The sequence below is a fragment of the Okeania sp. genome, assembly GCF_035285525.1.
In the GTDB taxonomy this organism is placed as follows: domain Bacteria; phylum Cyanobacteriota; class Cyanobacteriia; order Cyanobacteriales; family Microcoleaceae; genus Trichodesmium.
Window position 1 is genome coordinate 1 of record NZ_JAYKGW010000119.1, and the last position, 18,383, is coordinate 18,383.

Genomic DNA, 18,383 nt, shown 5'->3' on the forward strand with positions numbered 1-18,383 from the left:
CTACCGTTACAACTAATGGTAACTTATTAATAGTATCAATAGATAAAACCAAAACTGGTCTAGCACCAGATTATTTTTTACCCAAAATTTTGGGTCTAAAGCCTCCTCTTTGAAGAGGATAAAAAAAAGAAAACTCCATATTTCAAGCCTCTCTCTCAAGCAAGAAGTGCTGATAACTGATAACTGAAATGACCTTTTACCCGATTAAGATTTACAAAATAAATTTCTCCTCTCTGAATGGTCATAATTAATCAATTCCATCCATTTCAGTAATTCTAAATTCTTGGTCAATTAAAGCTATTTATCTTTGAATATCTGGAGCGCTTGCCATTAGTTCAATCTGATTTTCTATGTTAGATTCTGCAAGTATTTGATTTGACTTTTGCTTGACTTTTTCAGTTAAACGGTTAAGTAACCATTTTTGTTCATCTAAAGATAAAGAATTAATTACTTGTTCAATTTCCAATAGTTTATTAGACATAAATTTCTGCTGCGGATTAATTATCAATTATTATATTAATTATCAATAGCTATCTGCCCATTCTCTCACCCGATAGTGATTGACAAAAGTACCTTCATGAGAATAAGTTTCGAGAGCTAATTTACTTTGTAAAATCATTTCTTATTCTGTTAGAGAGCAAAAGTTTAATTCAGAGTCTATCTCGCCGTAATCTAATAATTATTCAGTTTTTTTACTTGATTTACTTTTCAGTAATTCCTCAAAATCTTCTAAATTACCAGATGAATTTAATAGCCATTTTTAAGAGCAAATTTTTTACTTTTTCGCCTGGTAATGGTTCTAAAAGACTAAACAATTTGACGATAATATTCTATTTTATCCATTGTAAAATTATCTCCTGAATCTGGTCATAAATAATTAGTTTAATCTGATATCTTATTCCACAGTGGTTCCTGAGCTATATCATTATCATCCAATACTATAACATCAAGAATATAAGCAGACTTATCCGAATCTATAGCTTTAATTAGTCCTTGTCGAGGGATAAAAAAAAGGCAAATTTAGACGTTGACAGCGCTTTGCTTTTCACTCTTGATGAACCATATCGTCGTAACCAAAATATTGTAAGGACGTTGCATGCAACTTCCCTACTGTGGTTTACTGAAATAAATAATCTTTATCTAATAGATTAATTCATCTGGAAGATAACTGAATTAATCAGCAATTACGCCAAACATAAAATTATACATTATCAAAAATGCTTTTGTATTATACTTATCGTCCGTAATGTGGGTTACTAAAAATTGGCAACTAATCCCTGATAACTGAATTGCATAAGTCCTATTAATATTTTACTAAAAACTGGCAACTAACCGCTGATAACTGATAACTGAAAAAGGGAACTTTCTCTAACTAATTTGTTACTTTTTAGTTTATAGTTATTAAGACTATTGTCGTATAAATAACTGATAACTAATAACTGGTATGGGTGTCACCACTTTTGCGAGAGGAAATCAACTTCTTCAAGAAGGAAAATTAGAAGAGGCCATTGCTGCTTATCAAAAGTCCATAGAAGAAAATCCCCAGTTTATTCACTCTTACCAAAATTTGGCCAAAGTGCTGGAACAGGTGGGACGCATAGATGAGGCGATCGCTGCCTTACGTCAAGCAGTGGCCATAAATCTTCAAACTCCCTTACTTTTATATAACTTGGGGAGACTGTTCAAGAGACAAGGCCAGTTTCAGGAAGCCGTAGATTATTTCCGGCAAGCGATCGCTCTCAAACAAGATGTACCGGATTTTTATTTGGGTTTGGCCAGTGTTTTAGTGAAATTGGGACAATGGTCTGAGGTAGAGGACTGTCTTAATCAGATGACTGTAGGGAAGTTGGATGCAACATCCCTACCCCCTACTCCCTACTCCCTACTCCCTACTCCCCATTTACCAGATATTTATTTTTATTTGGCAGAAGCTAAGTCTGGACAACAGCAATGGTCTGAGGCAGTGGAGTATTATCAGCGGAGTTGGGATATTGATTCCGGTAGGGTAGATTGTGGTATTGGTTTGGCCAAAGCTTTGGGTAAGTTGGGGCGATGGTCAGAAGCGGTAGAATTATATCGTGAGATAGTGTATTTGTCAAATAGTTCTGGTGAAGTATTGTGTAGTTTGGGTCAGGCATTGGCACAGTTGGGTAGATGGTCAGAGGCAGTTGGTGAATATCGAAAAGCTATTGATTTGGGTTGTGCGGGAGCTGAGGTGAGGCATCATTTGGGGTATGCTCATACGCAGTTGGGTAGATGGGAAGAGGCGGTGGTTGAGTATCGGTTGGTGCGGGAAGTTAATCCCAAGTCTGCGGTGGTGAGGCATCAGTTGGGGTATGCTTTGATGCGATTAGAACGTTGGCGGGAAGCGGAGATTGAGTTGCGGATATCGGCAGAGTTGTATCCTGGGTCTGCTGTGGTTTGGCAGCAGTTGGGAGACGTTTTGAGGGAGTTGGGGGAGAAGGAAAAGGCAGTTGAGGCTTATCAGCAGGCGATCGCCTGTAACCATGATTTTTATCAAGCTCACCACAATTTGGGAGAGAACTTGGAAGAGTTGGAACGTTGGGAAGAGGCGATCGCTGCTTATCAGCGCTCAGTGGAGTTGAAGCCGCAAGCAGCATCTCACCAGAAATTAAGTCGAGTCTTGCGAAAAGTTGGACGGGTTGAGGAGGCGGAAAATTCAGAAAATCAGGCTGTAACAATTGAGTCGAAATTGGCTGAGCTTACACAAAATGGGCATGGCATAAATGAGAACGTTTCAACGACGACTAATCAAACTACTCATAGTTCTCTTACACTCGATCCATCAGGTTCTCTAAAGCTTAATACATCAGAGTCTGAAAATATTTTAGTATCAATCATTATTCCAGTATATGAGCATCATTTATTCACTATTAATACCATTTTGAGTATTGTCGATCACACTGATTTAACTAATGTAGAATTAATCATTGCTGATGATGCTTCCCCTACTCCAGTAGAGAAAGTTTTGGCGGATCTTGATGGTTTAAAAATATTAAGGAATAAAAATAACTTGGGATTTCTTAAAAATAGCAATGAGGGGATGAAAGCAGCAAAAGGAGATTATTTAGTTATCCTCAATAATGATATTAAGGTAACTGCTGGATGGTTGCCAGCTTTATTAGATGTTTTTTTATCTCACAATGATGCAGGTTTAGTAGGTGCAAAGTTAGTTTATCCAGATGGAACACTACAAGAAGCAGGTAGTATAGTTTGGCGCGATGGCTCTGCTTGGAACTGGGGAAGAGGAAAAGATGCGCTCATACCTCATTTTAATTATGTGAGAAAAGTCGATTATTGTTCAGGAGCGTGTTTGATGATCCGCCGGCAAGATTGGTTGTTCCTGAATGGATTTGATGATGCTTTTAGCCCTGGTTACTATGAGGATACTGATTTAGCTTTTCGAGTTAGAAGTATGGGAAAACACGTTTACTATCAACCTCACTCTGTAATAGTTCATTATGAAGGTATTTCTCATGGTAAGGATGTAAACGCTGGCATCAAAAAACATCAAATTATCAACAAAAAGCGTTTTTATTCTCGATGGCAGGAAACCTTAAAAACGCACCAAGCAAATGGTATTGAACCTTTTAGAGAAGTAGATCGTTATGTTAGTGCCAGAGTTTTATTTATTGAAGCAGAAATGATTACCCCCGATAAAGACTCTGGGTCATTTCGCACTGAGAAAATGTTGAACATACTTGTTAATCTGAATTGTAAAGTTGTATTCGTACCAGATAACCTTTTAGGTAATCAACCTTACTTGTCAAAACTTCAGGCTGGTGGTATAGAAGTTTTACACACACCTTTTGTTACTAGCATTGAAGAATATATCAAATTAAATGGGGATTTGTTTGATGTTGTATTTTTATGTAGGCATTATATAGCAATCAAATATATAGATCATATACGAAAGTATGCTCCCAAGGCAAAAATAATTTTCGATACAGTTGACTTGCACTATTTGAGGGAAGAGCGTCATGCAAAATTAGAGAAATCAAACGATCTTATGAAAAAGGCAAGAATTACTCGAGACCAAGAGTTGAAAGTAATCCAAGGAGCAGACATGACATTAGTGGTGAGTCCGGTTGAAAAAAATGAGTTGAAAAAAATGATTCCAGATGCTAGGGTAGATATTTTATCAAATATCCATGACGTTTGTGGTGAAAATCCCCCAGACTTCTATGCAATGCGAGATATCTTATTTGTGGGTGGGTTTAGTCATCCACCAAATGTTGATGGGATTACTTGGTTTATTCAAGAAATTTTTCCATCGTTGCAAGCTCAAATTCCAGATATTAATTTGGATGTAGTGGGAAGTAATATGCCAGAAAAACTAAAAAAGATTAGTCAACCTGGGATAAATATGCATGGTTTTGTTGAAGATTTAAAACCTTTTTTCAACCAAGCTAAGATTGTAATTGCTCCCTTGAGATATGGTGCAGGTGTCAAGGGTAAGGTTAATCAAGCTCAGAGTTGGGGAATTCCAGTTGTGGGAACTTCCGTAGCTATTGAAGGTATGTATCTTAGTGATGAAGTCGATGTACTAATAGCTGATGAACCAGAAACTTTTGTTCGACAAATAGTTAGATTATATAACAATTCAGAACTGTGGAAATTAATTTCTGAAGGAGGACGAAAGAACGTTCAACAGCATTTCTCCCGTGCTAAAGCACAGGAAACATTGAAAGAAATTATTTTTGATAAAATAGACAAATAAATGTTATCCAAATTTATTAAAAATATATCAATTAAAATCTATAAATTCTTTGGCAAAGTATGGAAAGGAAAATTTTGATTCACCATCATATATTTAAAAATGCTGGTACATCCTTGCAATATGCACTCAAAAAGTTTTTTGGAGAATCTTATTACGAATGTGAACTACCACAAAGTCAAATGGTTACAAAAGATGATTTAGAAAAATTCATCTTAAATAATCCTAGTGCTTTGGCTATATCTGGTCATCATATATGTCTGCCTACCCCTCAAGGTCAACAATATCAAACTTTTTCTATTATATTATTAAGGAATCCTTTAGCAAGGGTGGAATCAATTTATAAGTTTGAGAAAAGACAAAAAGCTCAAACTCAAGGTGCAATTAAAGCTAAAGAACTAAATTTTCAGGAGTATGTAAAATGGAGATTAAATCAGACTCCGACAATGTTTTGTAATTATCAAACTTATTATTGTTCAAGACAGAATAAAAGTGAAGGGAGTAAAATTCCTAAAGATAGGGATTTAAAACTAGCAATTGAAAATCTTCAGTCTAGTGCTGTAGTAGGAATAGTTGAGAGGTACAAAGAAACTTTGGAACTGGCTAACCAAGTATTAAGTGAAAATTTCCCTGGTATACATTTAGAATATACTTATTTGAATGCAACATCTGCTCAAAATAGCATAAAAGAAGAAACTCAAATAAAAAACAAGCTCGAAGCAGATTTGGGTAGTGAAATTGTCAAGCAATTGGAAGAGGGAAATGCACTTGATAAAAAATTATGGAAAGTAGCCGATAAAATGATAACCGATAAATTGAAAAAATAATTAGAAGCATTACCGTCAAGCAAATGAAAGCACAAAATCAAAATGCAATTGAAACGACTTCTCATACAGCAAAGTATCACTATGAACAAGGTGAAAGTTTGGCTAAGATTGGACAGTTTAGAGAAGCAGAAATCCATTACCAAAAAGCGATTGAGTTGAATAGCAAGTGGTTTAAACCTTATTACAGCTTGGGTGTTGTTCTAGACAAACAAGGAAAAATAGAAGAATCCTGCACTTTTTACGAACGCTCTCTTGAAATTAATCCTAATTTTGCTTGGTCTTACTTTCATTTGGGAAACCTATATCGTCAGAAAAGACTCCTTGAAAAAGCTTCTGAGTCCTTTAAAAAGGCGATTGAAGTTCACCCGCCAGAAAAAAGCTATTGGTTTCATCTCGCATTGGGCGATCTTCTAATTGAACAAGGTGAGTATAATTTAGCGATTCAAAGTTATACTCAGGGAACTAAAATCGATCCTAAAAAAACACAAGGACAGTTCAAATTGGCCTTGGCACTAACCAAACAACAGGATTGGCAGGGTGCGATAGCGCTATTTCGTCAAGTGATTCATACTCAACCAAATTTTCACCAGGCTTATGTGGAACTGGGAGATGCTTTATGTCAGATTGACAAAGAGGAGCTAGCGATTCCTATATATCAAAAAGCTATGGAACTGAAACCAAATGATGCCAAGTCTTATCAGAGATTACAACAGTGTTTGGTGCGACGTTCGGGAGTAGAATATCCAGAACTACAAAATTGTTATTCAATCTTACAACAGGAAACGAACAAAGTTGACGTTTATTTTGAGGTTGCCAAAGTATTTGTCAAACGAGGTTTAATTGAAGAGGCTGTTAAAGTTTACTTGAAAATTTTGGCCATTCAGCCTACTTTCACTTCTGTATATGAAAATCTAAAGCACGCAACCCTTTATCTCAAAAATTTGGATGGTTTAGTTACGGCTTATCGGAAAGTTATTCAAGAGCATCCCAATTTGTTACCAGCTTGTATTGGTATGGGAAATGTATTGACAGAACAAGGCCGGACTCAGGAGGCTTCAGATTTCTATCAAAAAGCAGTTTATCAAAAGTGTCTTGCCAAAGCACCTGAATTTGTTCATAAATATTGGGATGATAAGCAACAACGTCGCCCTCACTTTATTATTATTGGTGCTGAAAAGTGTGGGACAACTTCCTTACATAATTACATTATTCAGCATCCATGGGTTTTGGAGCCAGTGGAAAAGGAGATTCATTTTTTCACTCAAAAGTTTGATAAGGGTTTTGCTTGGTATGAGGCTCACTTTCCGCCTATTTCTCAAGAGTCTGACTATATTACTGGAGAAGCAAGTACATCTTATATTGGTTGCCATAATAATGCACCGGAGCGACTATTTAATTTGTACCCTAATGTCAAATTGATAGCTGTGTTGAGATATCCAGTAGATCGGGCAATTTCTCATTACAATCAGTTGGTTAAGTTGGGGCGGGAAGGTCGTTCTTTGGAGGAGGTAGTAACGGCAGAGATAGAAGTGCTAGAAGGGGTTGAAGATATTTGGTCAGTGCGTCAGCAGTATTGGAGTGTAGGGAAAGGGTGTATTTGGCATGGTTTGTATGTTTATTTTCTTAAGCGATGGATGAGCGTGTTTCCCAAAGAGCAGCTTTTGATTCTCAAGAGTGAGGATTTGTTTGAGCAACCTGGGGAGATTATGAAGCAGGTGTTTGAGTTTTTGGAACTGCCAGATTATCAGCTTTCTAGTTATCCACAATACAATTCAGGAGGAACTTATAAACGTCCAGAAAAGTTAATAATTTACAAGAAAATGGCAGCTTTTTTTCACATCTTTAATCAGAAATTAGAAAATGTCTTGAGAGTTAAGGTGTGTTCAAACCAAGATTAATTTGAATAAAACTAACTTAATTTTAACAGTTTCAAATAACTAAAAAGGAGAATAAAAATGACATCCGATAAATCAACGAAACTTAAAGCAGAAGTAGACAGTACCACTATACCTAGTCAATACCCACACGCTTTAAATCTTACTACAAATTATACTAAAGCCGTTTTAACAGAACTACTAAAACAATATGAGCCATGGGGCCATAGAATAGAATTTTCAAATGGTCTGACTACAGCAGATTTTAAGCGTAGAGTACCTTTTTCTGATAATCCTATGAGTAAAATTATGTTGATCGATCAGAAAATTTGTTTAGATAGGATAAAAGGTGGTAAAGTTCTGGATGTTGGCTGTAATTCAGGATACAATTCAATATATTGTGCCACGAAATATTCTATGCGGGTAGTTGGTATTGATGTTAACCCAAGACATATCGAAGTATCTAAACTCTTAAGCGAGATTGCAAATATTGATGCTGAGTATTTATTAGGGAGTGCAGAAACATTCTGTCGCTCTGAAGAATTTGACCTTATATTACATTTAGGAACCCTATATCATCTTCCAAATCCATTACTGTCTCTTCAGACTAGCTATACCAATCTTAAGCCTGGTGGTTATTTAGCCTTAGAAACACAATGTTATGACGATCCTTCTGATGAAAATCACTGCTATTTCATGCACATGCATAATAACGATCCAACTAACTTTTGGGCTTTAAGCAGTAAAGTTTTACAAGATTATATCAGAATTCTAGGTTTTGTTGATTGTGAGTTAATTAAGAGGGTTGTTCCCAAAACCCTTGAAAATCAGTATATGAGTCGGGTTGTTTTAGTTGCAAAAAAATAATGTCTAGCTATTTCAGTATAAAGTCAAAATCAAAGAACTTGTGTTATTTTTATTTTAAAAATTTAGGTTTTGATAAAAACTTTTAAGGGTAGTAATATATTGTCATCTTTTACTCATATTGATATTTTCTATACAAAGCTCCTAAAATAGGAAGCAAACATAATGCAGATAAACGAAGAATCTCAAAAAACGAATGCTGAAGAGTATTTGCAGGCTGCTAATCAATTAAAGCAAGAAGGTAAGTTAGACAGAGCAATTAATGTTTATTGTCTAGCTGGAGATGCTTTTATTCAGGCAAATCAAATATCATATGCAATTAGTGCTTATAAAAGAGTTCTTGTAATTAACCCTAATTATGCTCGAATTTACATGAAAGTTGCCTATAGTTACTATTTAAAAAAACAAGTAAACCTAGCAATTAAAAACTATATAGCAGCTCTTCATCTCGACCCAGGTTTAGTTCCTGCTTTAAACCAGCTAGCGAATATTTATAGAAGTAATAAAAGAGTCAAACAAGGTGTTTTTAAGTTTCAAAGGCTAGTCGAACAACAACCTAATAATGGTGCTTTTCAGGCAATTCTAGGTACTTTTATGAAAGAGGTAGGGAACGATAAAGAAGCAATATTAGCATATCAGCAAGCAATTAGTAATCAACCAAATTTACCAGTTTACAATTCTTTGACAAGTATTCTTAAACAGAGTAATCAAATGAATGAAGCTACTGTAGCTTATCAAAAATTAGTTGAAACTCAACCAAAAAATGGCCTAGCCTATGTGGAGTTAGCAGAGTGCTTTAATCAACAGGGTAATATAAAGAGTGCAGTTAATATTTGTCAGCAATTTATTGACTCAAACTTTTTTGATAATAATAAGCAAAAAATAAATGTTGAACTATCGAATTTGAATCAACTAGAAAAGCTTATAATAACAATAGCAACAACCAAGATTGAAAACCTTTTATTCATAAATATAATGCGATTTGTGTTATCTTTGAAGGAAAATAAAGCTTTTTCCTGGGATTTAAGGTTGTTTATTGCTGAAGAAATTGTGCAAGACGATGGAATACTTTTTGACAAAAAGTTTTGTTTGCTAGCTGTGCTTTCTTGTTTTAATTCGGTTCTGGAAAATGCTTTTAAGTGTTGGTTGCAAGATTTTAGTAAGCATTCTTCTATAGATCAAAATATTGTTGTATTTGCAGCATTAAATCCATCGAATTTTTTGTCAGTTCGTCGCCTAGAATTTAAAAATATTCTCTCGCCAAAAATTCGCCAGTTTTTAGTAGAAAATATAAACAATGATATTACTAAAAAGCTAACATATATATTTAATAATGACCTAAATACTGAAAGCTATAAAATTTTGAATAGTCAAAACAGTGAGTTTAATAACTTTCTTTTTGTTTTTTCTTTTTTAGACTTTTATAAAACTTCATCTCATTTGAAAACAGTTATAGATTATGCTTATTTTTTAACGAAAGAAATGCCTTTTTCCAAAGTTAACATTTTGGTTACTGATGAATTTTCATTTAGTAATTGCATGATTGACTCACCTAAGCGTATCTTGAAAGACAAAGACCGCACTCAGTTTTATGAAATTTTACACAGCTTTTATCAAGATGCTTCTAAAGATAGAATTAAATTTATTATTCCAGAAGTAGCTTTATCACCTAGTAGTTTAGGTTCAGATTATACACTTCATATTCTCAGGAAGCTAATTTCTTGTATGCCAGACATAGTTATTTTTTTTGGAGGAGTTTTTGGCTCTCTAATTTTACCAGAGGTTGTTTACAAATACTATCCAACAATTTATGCACAGTTTAATACAGGAAATAATACAAAACATAGTTTTGATATATATATATCATGTAATCCTAGAGAGGTCAGTAATCAATTTGCCAATAGAATTAATTCGGATCGGTGGAGGTTTCACGAATACATTTATGCACCTTTTCCTTCTGAAGATAAGCATAGTATGGAAATGGTAAAGTCATCACCTGAATCTATTACAGTTGTTACAGTTGGTTTCAATTTGAATGGCAGAATAAGCGATCCTGAATACTTGGATTGTTTAGTTAATCTTTTGGAACTTTATCCTCAACTAGAATGGTATTTGATTGGGGTAAACAACGAAGAAGAGTTTTTGTCTAGAAATGTTAAGCTTCCATCTCTTTATACTCTTGGCAGACTGAAGTTAGTAAAATTCGAGGAAGATTTGTTATCATTTTATAGGTTCTGTGACATTTATACTTATCCAGCACATAGTGGAGGAGGGCGAGGGACTTTCCTTGCTGCTACCCAAGGACTACCAATTCTTTGCTTTAAAAATAATGATGCAGAAGGTTTTTTACCTACAGAATGTATCTTTAATAATAATGATGATTATTTTTCCTTTCTTGAGAAGTTAATTAGTAATCCATCTTTAAGAATTTCTCTGGGCAAAAAAAACCAGGAAAGGGTATCTGAAAATAGAACTCAAAAGTCACTAAAGGAGTTTCTTGGTTTTTGCCAAGAAGCTAGATTAAACTTTATGAAAAGGATAGGTTGATGTATCTGTTGAGGAAATAAAATTTCAGCAAAATTAACGTTAAATGTTAACCTCAAAAAATTCTTGAAATAACAGTTTCAATAATAGAGATATAAAAATAGTTTTGATCCCATTGTTCAGATAATTAAGCAAGTTATTATATTACCAAAATTGAAAATTTTTTTCATAAGTAGTTACAAATGTCTAACTTAATTCCCTATAATAAACCTTATATGACTGGCAAAGAGCTATGGTATGTCAGCCAAGCTCATCATTCAGGACAACTTGCAGGTGATGGTAAGTTTACTGAACGCTGTCGTTTGTGGCTAGAACAAACCATTGGTTGTAAGAAAGCTTTAATGACACATTCTTGTACTGCTGCTCTGGAAATGGCGGCCATTCTGCTTAATGCTCAACCTGGTGATGAAGTCATTATGCCATCTTATACCTTTGTTTCTACTGCAAATGCTTTTGTATTACAAGATTTAGTACCAGTTTTTGTGGATATTAGAGAAGACACCCTCAACCTAGATGAATCTCTAGTCGAAAAAGCCATCACTGACAAAACTCGCGCTATTGTCCCTGTACACTATGCTGGTATTGGCTGCGAAATGGATGCTTTAGTTAAAATTGCCAGCGCTCATAATCTAATGTTGATAGAAGATGCTGCTCAAGGAATTTTTTCTTCTTACCAAGGGAAGCCTCTAGGTAGTTTTGGTGGATTGGCAACCCTCAGTTTTCATGAGACAAAAAATGTTATTTCTGGTGAAGGTGGGGCTTTACTGATTAATGATGAAAGATTAATTGAACGTGCTGAAATTATTAGGGAAAAAGGAACAAATCGCAGTAAGTTCTTTCGAGGTCAAGTCGATAAATACACTTGGGTAGATGTTGGCTCTTCCTATTTATGTGGCGAACTTATCTGTGCATTTTTGTACGCACAGTTAGAGGAGTCGAAAAAAATTACAGAAGAACGCCTGAAGATATGGAAAACTTACCATTCTGCATTTGAGTCTCTAGAATCAGAAGGAAAGTTGAGGCGTCCAACTGTTCCCAATAATTGCTCTAATAATGGCCATATTTATTACCTGATTCTTAATTCTCTTGAAGAAAGAACAAAATTCATCAAGTTCTTATCTGAGCGCAATATCAAAGCTGTTTTTCATTATGTGCCACTCCATAACTCACCTGCGGGAAAGAAGTATACTAGAACTTATGGCAATTTGTCTAAGACTGAGCATCTTTCTGAGTGTCTGGTTAGGTTACCGATGTGGATGGGGCTAGAGTCTCAACCTGTAATCGAAGCCGTGTATAATTTTTTTGAAAAAAATGTCTGAGTTTAAGAACAAAGGCAATAAAACTTCTAGCTGTTTAAGGAGAGTATATTAATGGCTTTTATCCCGCAAGCACAACTGGCCAATTTGGGGTTTAAAAAACTTGGTAAAAATGTTCTAATTAGCGATAAAGCTTCAATTTACAATTGCGACCAAATTGAGATTGGAGATAATTCGCGTATAGATGATTTTTGTGTTGTGTCAGGAAAGGTAAGTATTGGTCGCAATGTTCATATTGCTGTTTTCTGCAATGTAGCAGGTGGTACGGAAGGTATTGTGTTAGAAGATTTTTCTGGTCTTGCCTACGGTTGTCATGTCTTTACTCAAAGCGATGATTATAGTGGTAGAACTTTAACTAACCCTACTGTACCGACGAAATTTAAAAATGAAGCAAAAAAGTCTGTGCGCGTTGGTCGCCATGCTATTGTAGGTACTAGCTCCCTCATTTTTCCCGGTGTTACTTTAGCAGAGGGAACTTCAGTTGGCGCCATCTCTTTGGTAACTAAATCTACTCAACCTTGGTCAATTTATTTTGGCATTCCAGCTAAACGAATAAAAGCCCGTAGCCAAGATCTTTTAGAGTTAGAAAAGCAATATTTAGCAGAAGAAAATCAAGATAATTGATTTTGGCTTTCAACTACACATTTTTCAGATTTAGAGTTTTTTTTAAGAAATCAAAATACTTCTTACTGCTAAAGCGAGAGGTCTTTGATCTATATTTTCCGAACTTTGGCTAGAATAATCAGGCATATCAAAGACAAAATTGAACTTGGTTTCCCCTGATATTAAATCAAGAGGAAGTTTAAGTTTTTTAGTCAGGAAATCATTTCCAGAAAAAAGTAATTCCCCAAGTTTTTTGTCGTTTAATTTGACATTTATAACAGTTTCGGTGTTATTATCTGGCAATTTAGCCTTTGCATTGATACTTAAAGTTAATTTTCGTTCTACCTGATTTTTTAAACTTAAACTTAACTTAGCTTGTGGCCTTAACGCCCAACAACCCCATTCTTCAGGGTAAGACCAACCTGAAACCAAATAAGGTTTTGCATTACCGCCCTTTGCTAAGTTTAATTCATTACCGATGTTGTATATGGATAGTCTTTTATTGTGGAGTAAAGAATCAGGATTTAATAAATCATCATTTCTATCTAAATAGAAAGAATCTAAAAAAATATCTTTAATATTATTAAAATTATTTGAGCATATTGCAATAAAGTAAACTGGTTCATAGAGAGGTAAAAATTGCTTTGAAATCAACTGACTATCACCTGAATAACAATTCAAATTTTTAAGATTAGATTCATCTAGTGAGTATAGAAAAGAGCTAATAGCCATTCTTTGTCCATAAATTTTAGTATGACTAAAATATTTATTCAGTAATTCAGTAAATTCCTCCTGATACAATTCTTTTATATGAAAAGGATTACAATAATTAGGCAAATCTGAATAAACGAAACGGTTTGGGGAAGAAATAATTAATACTCCATCATTTTTCAGAACTCTCTTAATTTCTGTCATCATTTCTTCATGTTTATCATGATGCTCTATTGTCTCAAATGAAACAACAATATCTATAGATTCACTAGGTAAAGGAATTGAATCACATCCACCAACTAAAAACTTTAAATTAGATTTATCTTGATACTTTTTTTTTGCAAATTCTATAGATGATATATCAATATCAACACCAACTACGGAACTTGCCGTTTGGGACAACATAGCTGAACCGTAACCTTCTCCAGAGGCTATATCTAAAACAGACTTGCCACGCACTATTTCTAGACACAACCCATACCTATGTAAATGTTCGTAGCTAATTTGACCTTGAATATTAGGCACATATCTTTCCCCGGTAAATTCCATCTCAGGACTATCTTTGAGAGGTGAAATGATGTGACTCGCTTTTTGATTTTGACTTGGTAGTTGTGGATTGAGAGCGATCGCTTTCTCGTAGTATTCTCTAGCTACAGATAACTTGTCTTGTTTCGACAAAACTTGGCTTAAATTATAATAACCCCAACAAGAATCAGGTTTTAATTCTATTGCTTTCTGGAAAAAGTCAATAGCTTCATCATATTTTTCTTTTCCAATCAAAGCTAAACCAAGACTGTTATAATACTTATGGAAATCTGGCTGAATTTTTACTGCACGTTCCAAATAATTAATAGCTTCATCAAATAACTTTTGTTTAACTAAAACTTCTCCCAGGTAAGCTTGGGAAACTACAGAATCTGGCTTCAGTTCAAGAGCTTTTTTTAACTCTAAGGTAGCTTCATCAAGTAACCCTTTTTTCACTAAAGCATCCCCTAGATTTTGATGCAAGATGAATGAATTAGGATTTAGCTTTATAGCATTGCGGTAGTTAGCGATCGCCTCATCCAACCTCCCTTGTCTCTTCAACTTATTAGCCTGCTTCAACAACTGGCCAGCACTCATACTCTGATTACCCATAGAAACTCAAATATCAATCTATTCAAAAGTTTAATTCTACTCTAAAAATGCCCCTTTCATCTCACCAAAAAAAACTCGCTGACTATTTTTAAACTCATCCCTTGGTTCCTCAATAACCTCAATAAACTGAGAATTTTCACTTCAATCAAAAGATTCCAAATCAATAATCTTGCACCGAGACAACAGCAGCAATACCTCGACCATTTAAAGTTAAAATAACCGTTTTTTCACTAAAATATTCTACATAATCTGCCAATATTATGTAGGCTTAGAAACCCGGTTTCTAGATAGTTCTTAGTCGATTGTATTTTTGAAGGAGGACTATGCTTTAGCAAAGTTGGAAAACTGGCTAGTTAATAATGGATAATTGATAATGAAATAGTTTTTTAAAGCGCTTTTAAAATTGATTAAACCCATTGCCATAACCAAAATTTTGTAGAGACTTTTTCAGCTAAGAAATGAAACGCATTTTTGTTATACAACGTCCCTACTATGGTCTATAGTTCAGGAAAACTGCTGTAAATTTCAGGAAAAGTTAATTGGAGAGAAGAATAGACAAATTAGTTTAACTAGAAATAAATATATATTCTTTCCAAATTTTTCCTAACCTTTCTGCCTTCTGCCTCCTGCCTTCTGCATTTCCGCTCAACGATAATTAGTAAATTGCAATGGCATGGGAAAATCTTCTGCTTTTAACCTTTGGATTACTTGTTGTAATTCATCTTTAGATTTAGCAGTAACTCTCACTGCATCACCTTGAATAGATGCTTGAATTTTTTTAAATTCTTCTTTAATCAATTTAGTAATTTTTTTGGCATTTTCTTGACTAATACCTTTTTGTAATTTAACTTCTTGTCTAACTCTACCACCACTAGCAGATTCGACTTTACCAAAATCAAATATTTTTAATGATAAATTTCTTTTAGCTGCTTTAGTTTGTAAAACGGTATGAACTGCATCTAAACTAAATTGACTACTTGTATTTATGGTAATTGTATCTGCCCCTAATTCTAATGTTGTGTTAGAATCTTTTAAGTCATAGCGAGCTTTAATTTCTCTTTCTGCTTGATCTATTGCATTAATTAATTCTTGTCTATCAAAGTCGCTGACTATATCAAATGATGATGTAGATGCCATAATTTTTTTTCAGATATTATTCTAGTTTTACTTAGGGTTGGCGCTGAAAAGTCTGATGGTAAAGTTAGGGATTAGGGAGTAGTTGAAGTTCAGGATAAATAAGAATTATAGAGGAGTTAATTGTAATAATTGCCTCTTAATTTTTCTACTCTTGTGTGAGCCTTCTGATGCTAACTTTTTCAACCTTTTTGTTGATGGAAAAGCTGACACTTTTTCCAGACTTAAAAAGTCGAAAAGCTTGATATGTCAATTTTCTCAGATATTATTCTAGCTACTTTTAATTTGACATACTCCCGACGCTCTCCCGTAGGGAGAGCGCGGGATTCTTCAGTCAGAGAAAAACTGACCGCAGTTTTAACAGAAGTGATGTCCTCCTCCTGTGTTGACAACAATCCTATTTTTTGTATTAGTAGTGCTGAGTTATAATCTCTATCTAATTCTTGTCCACATTCCGGACATGAATGCCAGCGCTGTGATAAACTTTTAGAGACTTTATTCAGACATTCCCAACAATGTTGAGATGTACCTTTGGGGTCTACTTTGATAATTCTTTTGCCAAGTTTCCAGGCTACATACTCCAAAACCTGAACAAACTGACCAAAAGCAGCATCTTGCAAAGACTTATTTAGTCCTGACTTAGCTGATTGACCATTGGGCAAAAACTGACCATTATCACCTAATTTAGCTTTGCAACGTCGGACTAGATTTGCTATTTGTAGGTCTTCTAAAAATATCACGCTCACATCACTGAACAAATGGTAAGCCAGTTTAAATTGCCAATCTAGTCGTTGTCTAGCTATCAACTGATGCAGTCTAGCGATTTTCCCCTTGAGAATTTTCCAAGGCTTAGAATGCTTTTGTTTCTTAGCTAATCTCACCTGAAGTTTAGATAATCTATTTTCAGAAAGCCTAAAAAACTTAGGAACTTCAATAAATTCTCCATCACTGGTAAAAGTATAGTGCAACAATCCTAAATCAATACCTTTTGAGTTTTTTAAAGTGGGTTGAATTTCTGCAACCTCTACAGGTACGGTTTTATCTTCTATCGTTAAGCTAATATACCATCCGTCTGCTTCGCGAATCACTGTACCTGTCTTAACCTTGAACCCCTTCGATATTTGCCGATTGAAGACAAAAGGGACTAAGCCAATTTTTGGTAAATTGACACAATACCGACCATTGGCATTTTTGACTATATTGGCATTTGATAACTGAGGATAACTGAAAGAATTATAATAATGCTTTCCCTTAAATTTAGGTCTACCAGTGGTTTTACCATTTTTATCAGGTTTGGTAAAATTATCCATTGTTGTTTGTACGCGCTGAATAACATCTTGCAACACCTGAGAGTGCATAGACTTATACTCAGGAAAAAGTTTTTTAGTCTGTGCTAAATCTGCTAGTTGCACAGTCTCCCAAGTAACATATCCATTAATTATGTTCGGATGTTTATCCCCTTTCCTAGTTATCGGATTACCATTATTATCTTTTTTTCTGCCATCTCGTGTTTGTACCCTAAATTCAGGGATGTTCTGATAAATCCGGTGTACGGACGTTGCATGCAACGTCCCTACCACTGAAACATTAAGTGGACAAGCATTTACTGGTGTGCGTGTTGCTTCAAACCAGTTTAACCTTTGAGCTAAACGATAATTATATTGCTTCCTAGCCATGGACAACCAGTTAGATATAATTACCGCTTGCCTTTTATGTGGTTTTAGCTTGTACTTATATTTCAATAGCATCCCAGAATCGACCTTTATATCTATTTGAGTTATTATATCAAAAATAACGACAAACCGCACAAATAAGGCCCGGCTTTCCAATTGCGTCGCTCCCCTACGGGAGAGCGCGGGACTTCCCGCCGGGGGAGTTAAAGTTAAATATCTATATTAATGAACAGTTCACTAAGTCTGAAAATTTCTATAAAAAAATTTCTAGCTTTTCTCAAACTTGTGAAGGATATTTATCTTTTTGTCTTTCTATTATCTATTCCCTGTTCCCTTAAACCTAGTAATTTTGTATTTTACAAATATGGGAATATAGCAACCGCAAAGGCGGTTAGAATATGGACTGATGATGAATCAAAGACCACGGAAACACTGTTTTAACTTTTCCCTATTCCCTCCATACCTGTTCTCTGCTATACTATTCTAAAAATTATTCACACTACTTAAACTGAGAATAAACAAAATAGCCGTACAAGAAGAACTAATAGCAAACATGAGCGATCGCCCTATAGGTACATCAAAAATATAAAATATTGAATAAAAAAATCGCCCAACCACAAAAGTTAATGCTGCTATTATTGCTAAAACAGAATCTTGTTCTGTTAAATATGCCATTATAGAAGCTGTGGCAAATAAAATAAAGGTTTCAAAAGAATTTTGATGTGCCCAACTTGCTCTCTTAGCATAATTGGGCAATTTTTCAAACAAAGCACGAGGCGCACCCAAATCATAGCCTACTTTAACACGACCGTAGGCTACTACTAAAAAAGGTGCGTAAACTAGCAGTGCTGCTAGAGCTATACAATCTAAAAAGATTGTAGATGGTGATAATTCCAACATATTTATTTTTCTAGTATACCGCTACACGTTAGGGAACAGGGAACAGGGAACAGGGAACAGTA

12 protein-coding genes are annotated in these 18,383 nt (G+C 34.8%); 7 read left to right on the forward strand and 5 right to left on the reverse strand.

Annotation, left to right across the window (positions count from 1 at the left end; genetic code table 11):
• Nucleotides 1-301: 301 nt before the first annotated feature.
• Complete coding sequence (locus VKJ25_RS11190) at nt 302-481, reverse strand: hypothetical protein (RefSeq protein ID WP_324236715.1); 180 nt, start codon at nt 479-481, stop codon at nt 302-304.
• A gap of 963 nt (nt 482-1,444) precedes the next feature.
• Here VKJ25_RS11190 and VKJ25_RS11195 point away from each other — a divergent pair.
• The 7 genes from VKJ25_RS11195 (at nt 1,445) to VKJ25_RS11225 (ending at nt 12,787) form a co-directional block, all read left to right on the forward strand.
• Nucleotides 1,445-4,741, forward strand: a complete 3,297-nt coding sequence (locus VKJ25_RS11195) for a tetratricopeptide repeat protein (RefSeq protein WP_324236716.1) — start codon at nt 1,445-1,447, stop codon at nt 4,739-4,741.
• Between the two features lie 59 nt (nt 4,742-4,800).
• Nucleotides 4,801-5,565, forward strand: a complete 765-nt coding sequence (locus VKJ25_RS11200; RefSeq protein ID WP_324236717.1) for a sulfotransferase family 2 domain-containing protein — start codon at nt 4,801-4,803, stop codon at nt 5,563-5,565.
• A gap of 23 nt (nt 5,566-5,588) precedes the next feature.
• Nucleotides 5,589-7,463: a tetratricopeptide repeat-containing sulfotransferase family protein gene (locus VKJ25_RS11205; RefSeq protein ID WP_324236718.1), complete on the forward strand. Its 1,875-nt coding sequence runs from the start codon at nt 5,589-5,591 to the stop codon at nt 7,461-7,463.
• Nucleotides 7,464-7,520: 57 nt separating this feature from the next.
• Nucleotides 7,521-8,306, forward strand: a complete 786-nt coding sequence (locus VKJ25_RS11210) for a class I SAM-dependent methyltransferase (protein WP_324236719.1) — start codon at nt 7,521-7,523, stop codon at nt 8,304-8,306.
• A gap of 162 nt (nt 8,307-8,468) precedes the next feature.
• Nucleotides 8,469-10,850 carry a tetratricopeptide repeat protein gene (locus VKJ25_RS11215; RefSeq protein WP_324236720.1) on the forward strand — a complete coding sequence of 794 codons (2,382 nt, stop codon included), beginning with the start codon at nt 8,469-8,471 and terminating at the stop codon, nt 10,848-10,850.
• 179 nt (nt 10,851-11,029) lie between these two features.
• Complete coding sequence (gene rffA, locus VKJ25_RS11220; RefSeq protein ID WP_324236721.1) at nt 11,030-12,166, forward strand: dTDP-4-amino-4,6-dideoxygalactose transaminase; 1,137 nt, start codon at nt 11,030-11,032, stop codon at nt 12,164-12,166.
• A 51-nt stretch (nt 12,167-12,217) separates the two neighbouring features.
• Nucleotides 12,218-12,787 carry an acyltransferase gene (locus VKJ25_RS11225; RefSeq protein ID WP_324236722.1) on the forward strand — a complete coding sequence of 190 codons (570 nt, stop codon included), beginning with the start codon at nt 12,218-12,220 and terminating at the stop codon, nt 12,785-12,787.
• Between the two features lie 42 nt (nt 12,788-12,829).
• Here VKJ25_RS11225 and VKJ25_RS11230 read toward each other — a convergent pair whose 3' ends face one another.
• The 4 genes from VKJ25_RS11230 to VKJ25_RS11245 all read right to left on the reverse strand — a co-directional run bounded on the left by VKJ25_RS11230 (nt 12,830) and on the right by VKJ25_RS11245 (nt 18,321).
• Nucleotides 12,830-14,614, reverse strand: a complete 1,785-nt coding sequence (locus VKJ25_RS11230; RefSeq protein ID WP_324236723.1) for a tetratricopeptide repeat protein — start codon at nt 14,612-14,614, stop codon at nt 12,830-12,832.
• 645 nt (nt 14,615-15,259) lie between these two features.
• On the reverse strand, nt 15,260-15,751 hold the full coding sequence (locus tag VKJ25_RS11235) for a YajQ family cyclic di-GMP-binding protein (RefSeq protein WP_324236724.1): 492 nt from the start codon (nt 15,749-15,751) through the stop codon (nt 15,260-15,262).
• A 221-nt stretch (nt 15,752-15,972) separates the two neighbouring features.
• Nucleotides 15,973-17,496 carry an RNA-guided endonuclease InsQ/TnpB family protein gene (locus VKJ25_RS11240; RefSeq protein ID WP_324236725.1) on the reverse strand — a complete coding sequence of 508 codons (1,524 nt, stop codon included), beginning with the start codon at nt 17,494-17,496 and terminating at the stop codon, nt 15,973-15,975.
• Between the two features lie 408 nt (nt 17,497-17,904).
• Nucleotides 17,905-18,321, reverse strand: a complete 417-nt coding sequence (locus tag VKJ25_RS11245; RefSeq protein WP_324236726.1) for an MAPEG family protein — start codon at nt 18,319-18,321, stop codon at nt 17,905-17,907.
• Between the last annotated feature and the right edge of the window lie 62 nt (nt 18,322-18,383).

Bases quoted from the DNA above. Each gene is read 5' to 3' on its own strand.
- VKJ25_RS11225 (WP_324236722.1), top strand. From the start codon at position 12,218: ATGGCTTTTATCCCGCAAGCACAACTGGCCAATTTGGGGTTTAAAAAA.
- VKJ25_RS11190 (WP_324236715.1), bottom strand. From the start codon at position 481: ATGTCTAATAAACTATTGGAAATTGAACAAGTAATTAATTCTTTATCT.
- VKJ25_RS11210 (WP_324236719.1), top strand. From the start codon at position 7,521: ATGACATCCGATAAATCAACGAAACTTAAAGCAGAAGTAGACAGTACC.
- VKJ25_RS11205 (WP_324236718.1), top strand. From the start codon at position 5,589: ATGAAAGCACAAAATCAAAATGCAATTGAAACGACTTCTCATACAGCA.
- rffA (WP_324236721.1), top strand. From the start codon at position 11,030: ATGTCTAACTTAATTCCCTATAATAAACCTTATATGACTGGCAAAGAG.
- VKJ25_RS11245 (WP_324236726.1), bottom strand. From the start codon at position 18,321: ATGTTGGAATTATCACCATCTACAATCTTTTTAGATTGTATAGCTCTA.
- VKJ25_RS11200 (WP_324236717.1), top strand. From the start codon at position 4,801: ATGGAAAGGAAAATTTTGATTCACCATCATATATTTAAAAATGCTGGT.
- VKJ25_RS11235 (WP_324236724.1), bottom strand. From the start codon at position 15,751: ATGGCATCTACATCATCATTTGATATAGTCAGCGACTTTGATAGACAA.
- VKJ25_RS11215 (WP_324236720.1), top strand. From the start codon at position 8,469: ATGCAGATAAACGAAGAATCTCAAAAAACGAATGCTGAAGAGTATTTG.
- VKJ25_RS11240 (WP_324236725.1), bottom strand. From the start codon at position 17,496: ATGCTATTGAAATATAAGTACAAGCTAAAACCACATAAAAGGCAAGCG.
- VKJ25_RS11230 (WP_324236723.1), bottom strand. From the start codon at position 14,614: ATGGGTAATCAGAGTATGAGTGCTGGCCAGTTGTTGAAGCAGGCTAAT.
- VKJ25_RS11195 (WP_324236716.1), top strand. From the start codon at position 1,445: ATGGGTGTCACCACTTTTGCGAGAGGAAATCAACTTCTTCAAGAAGGA.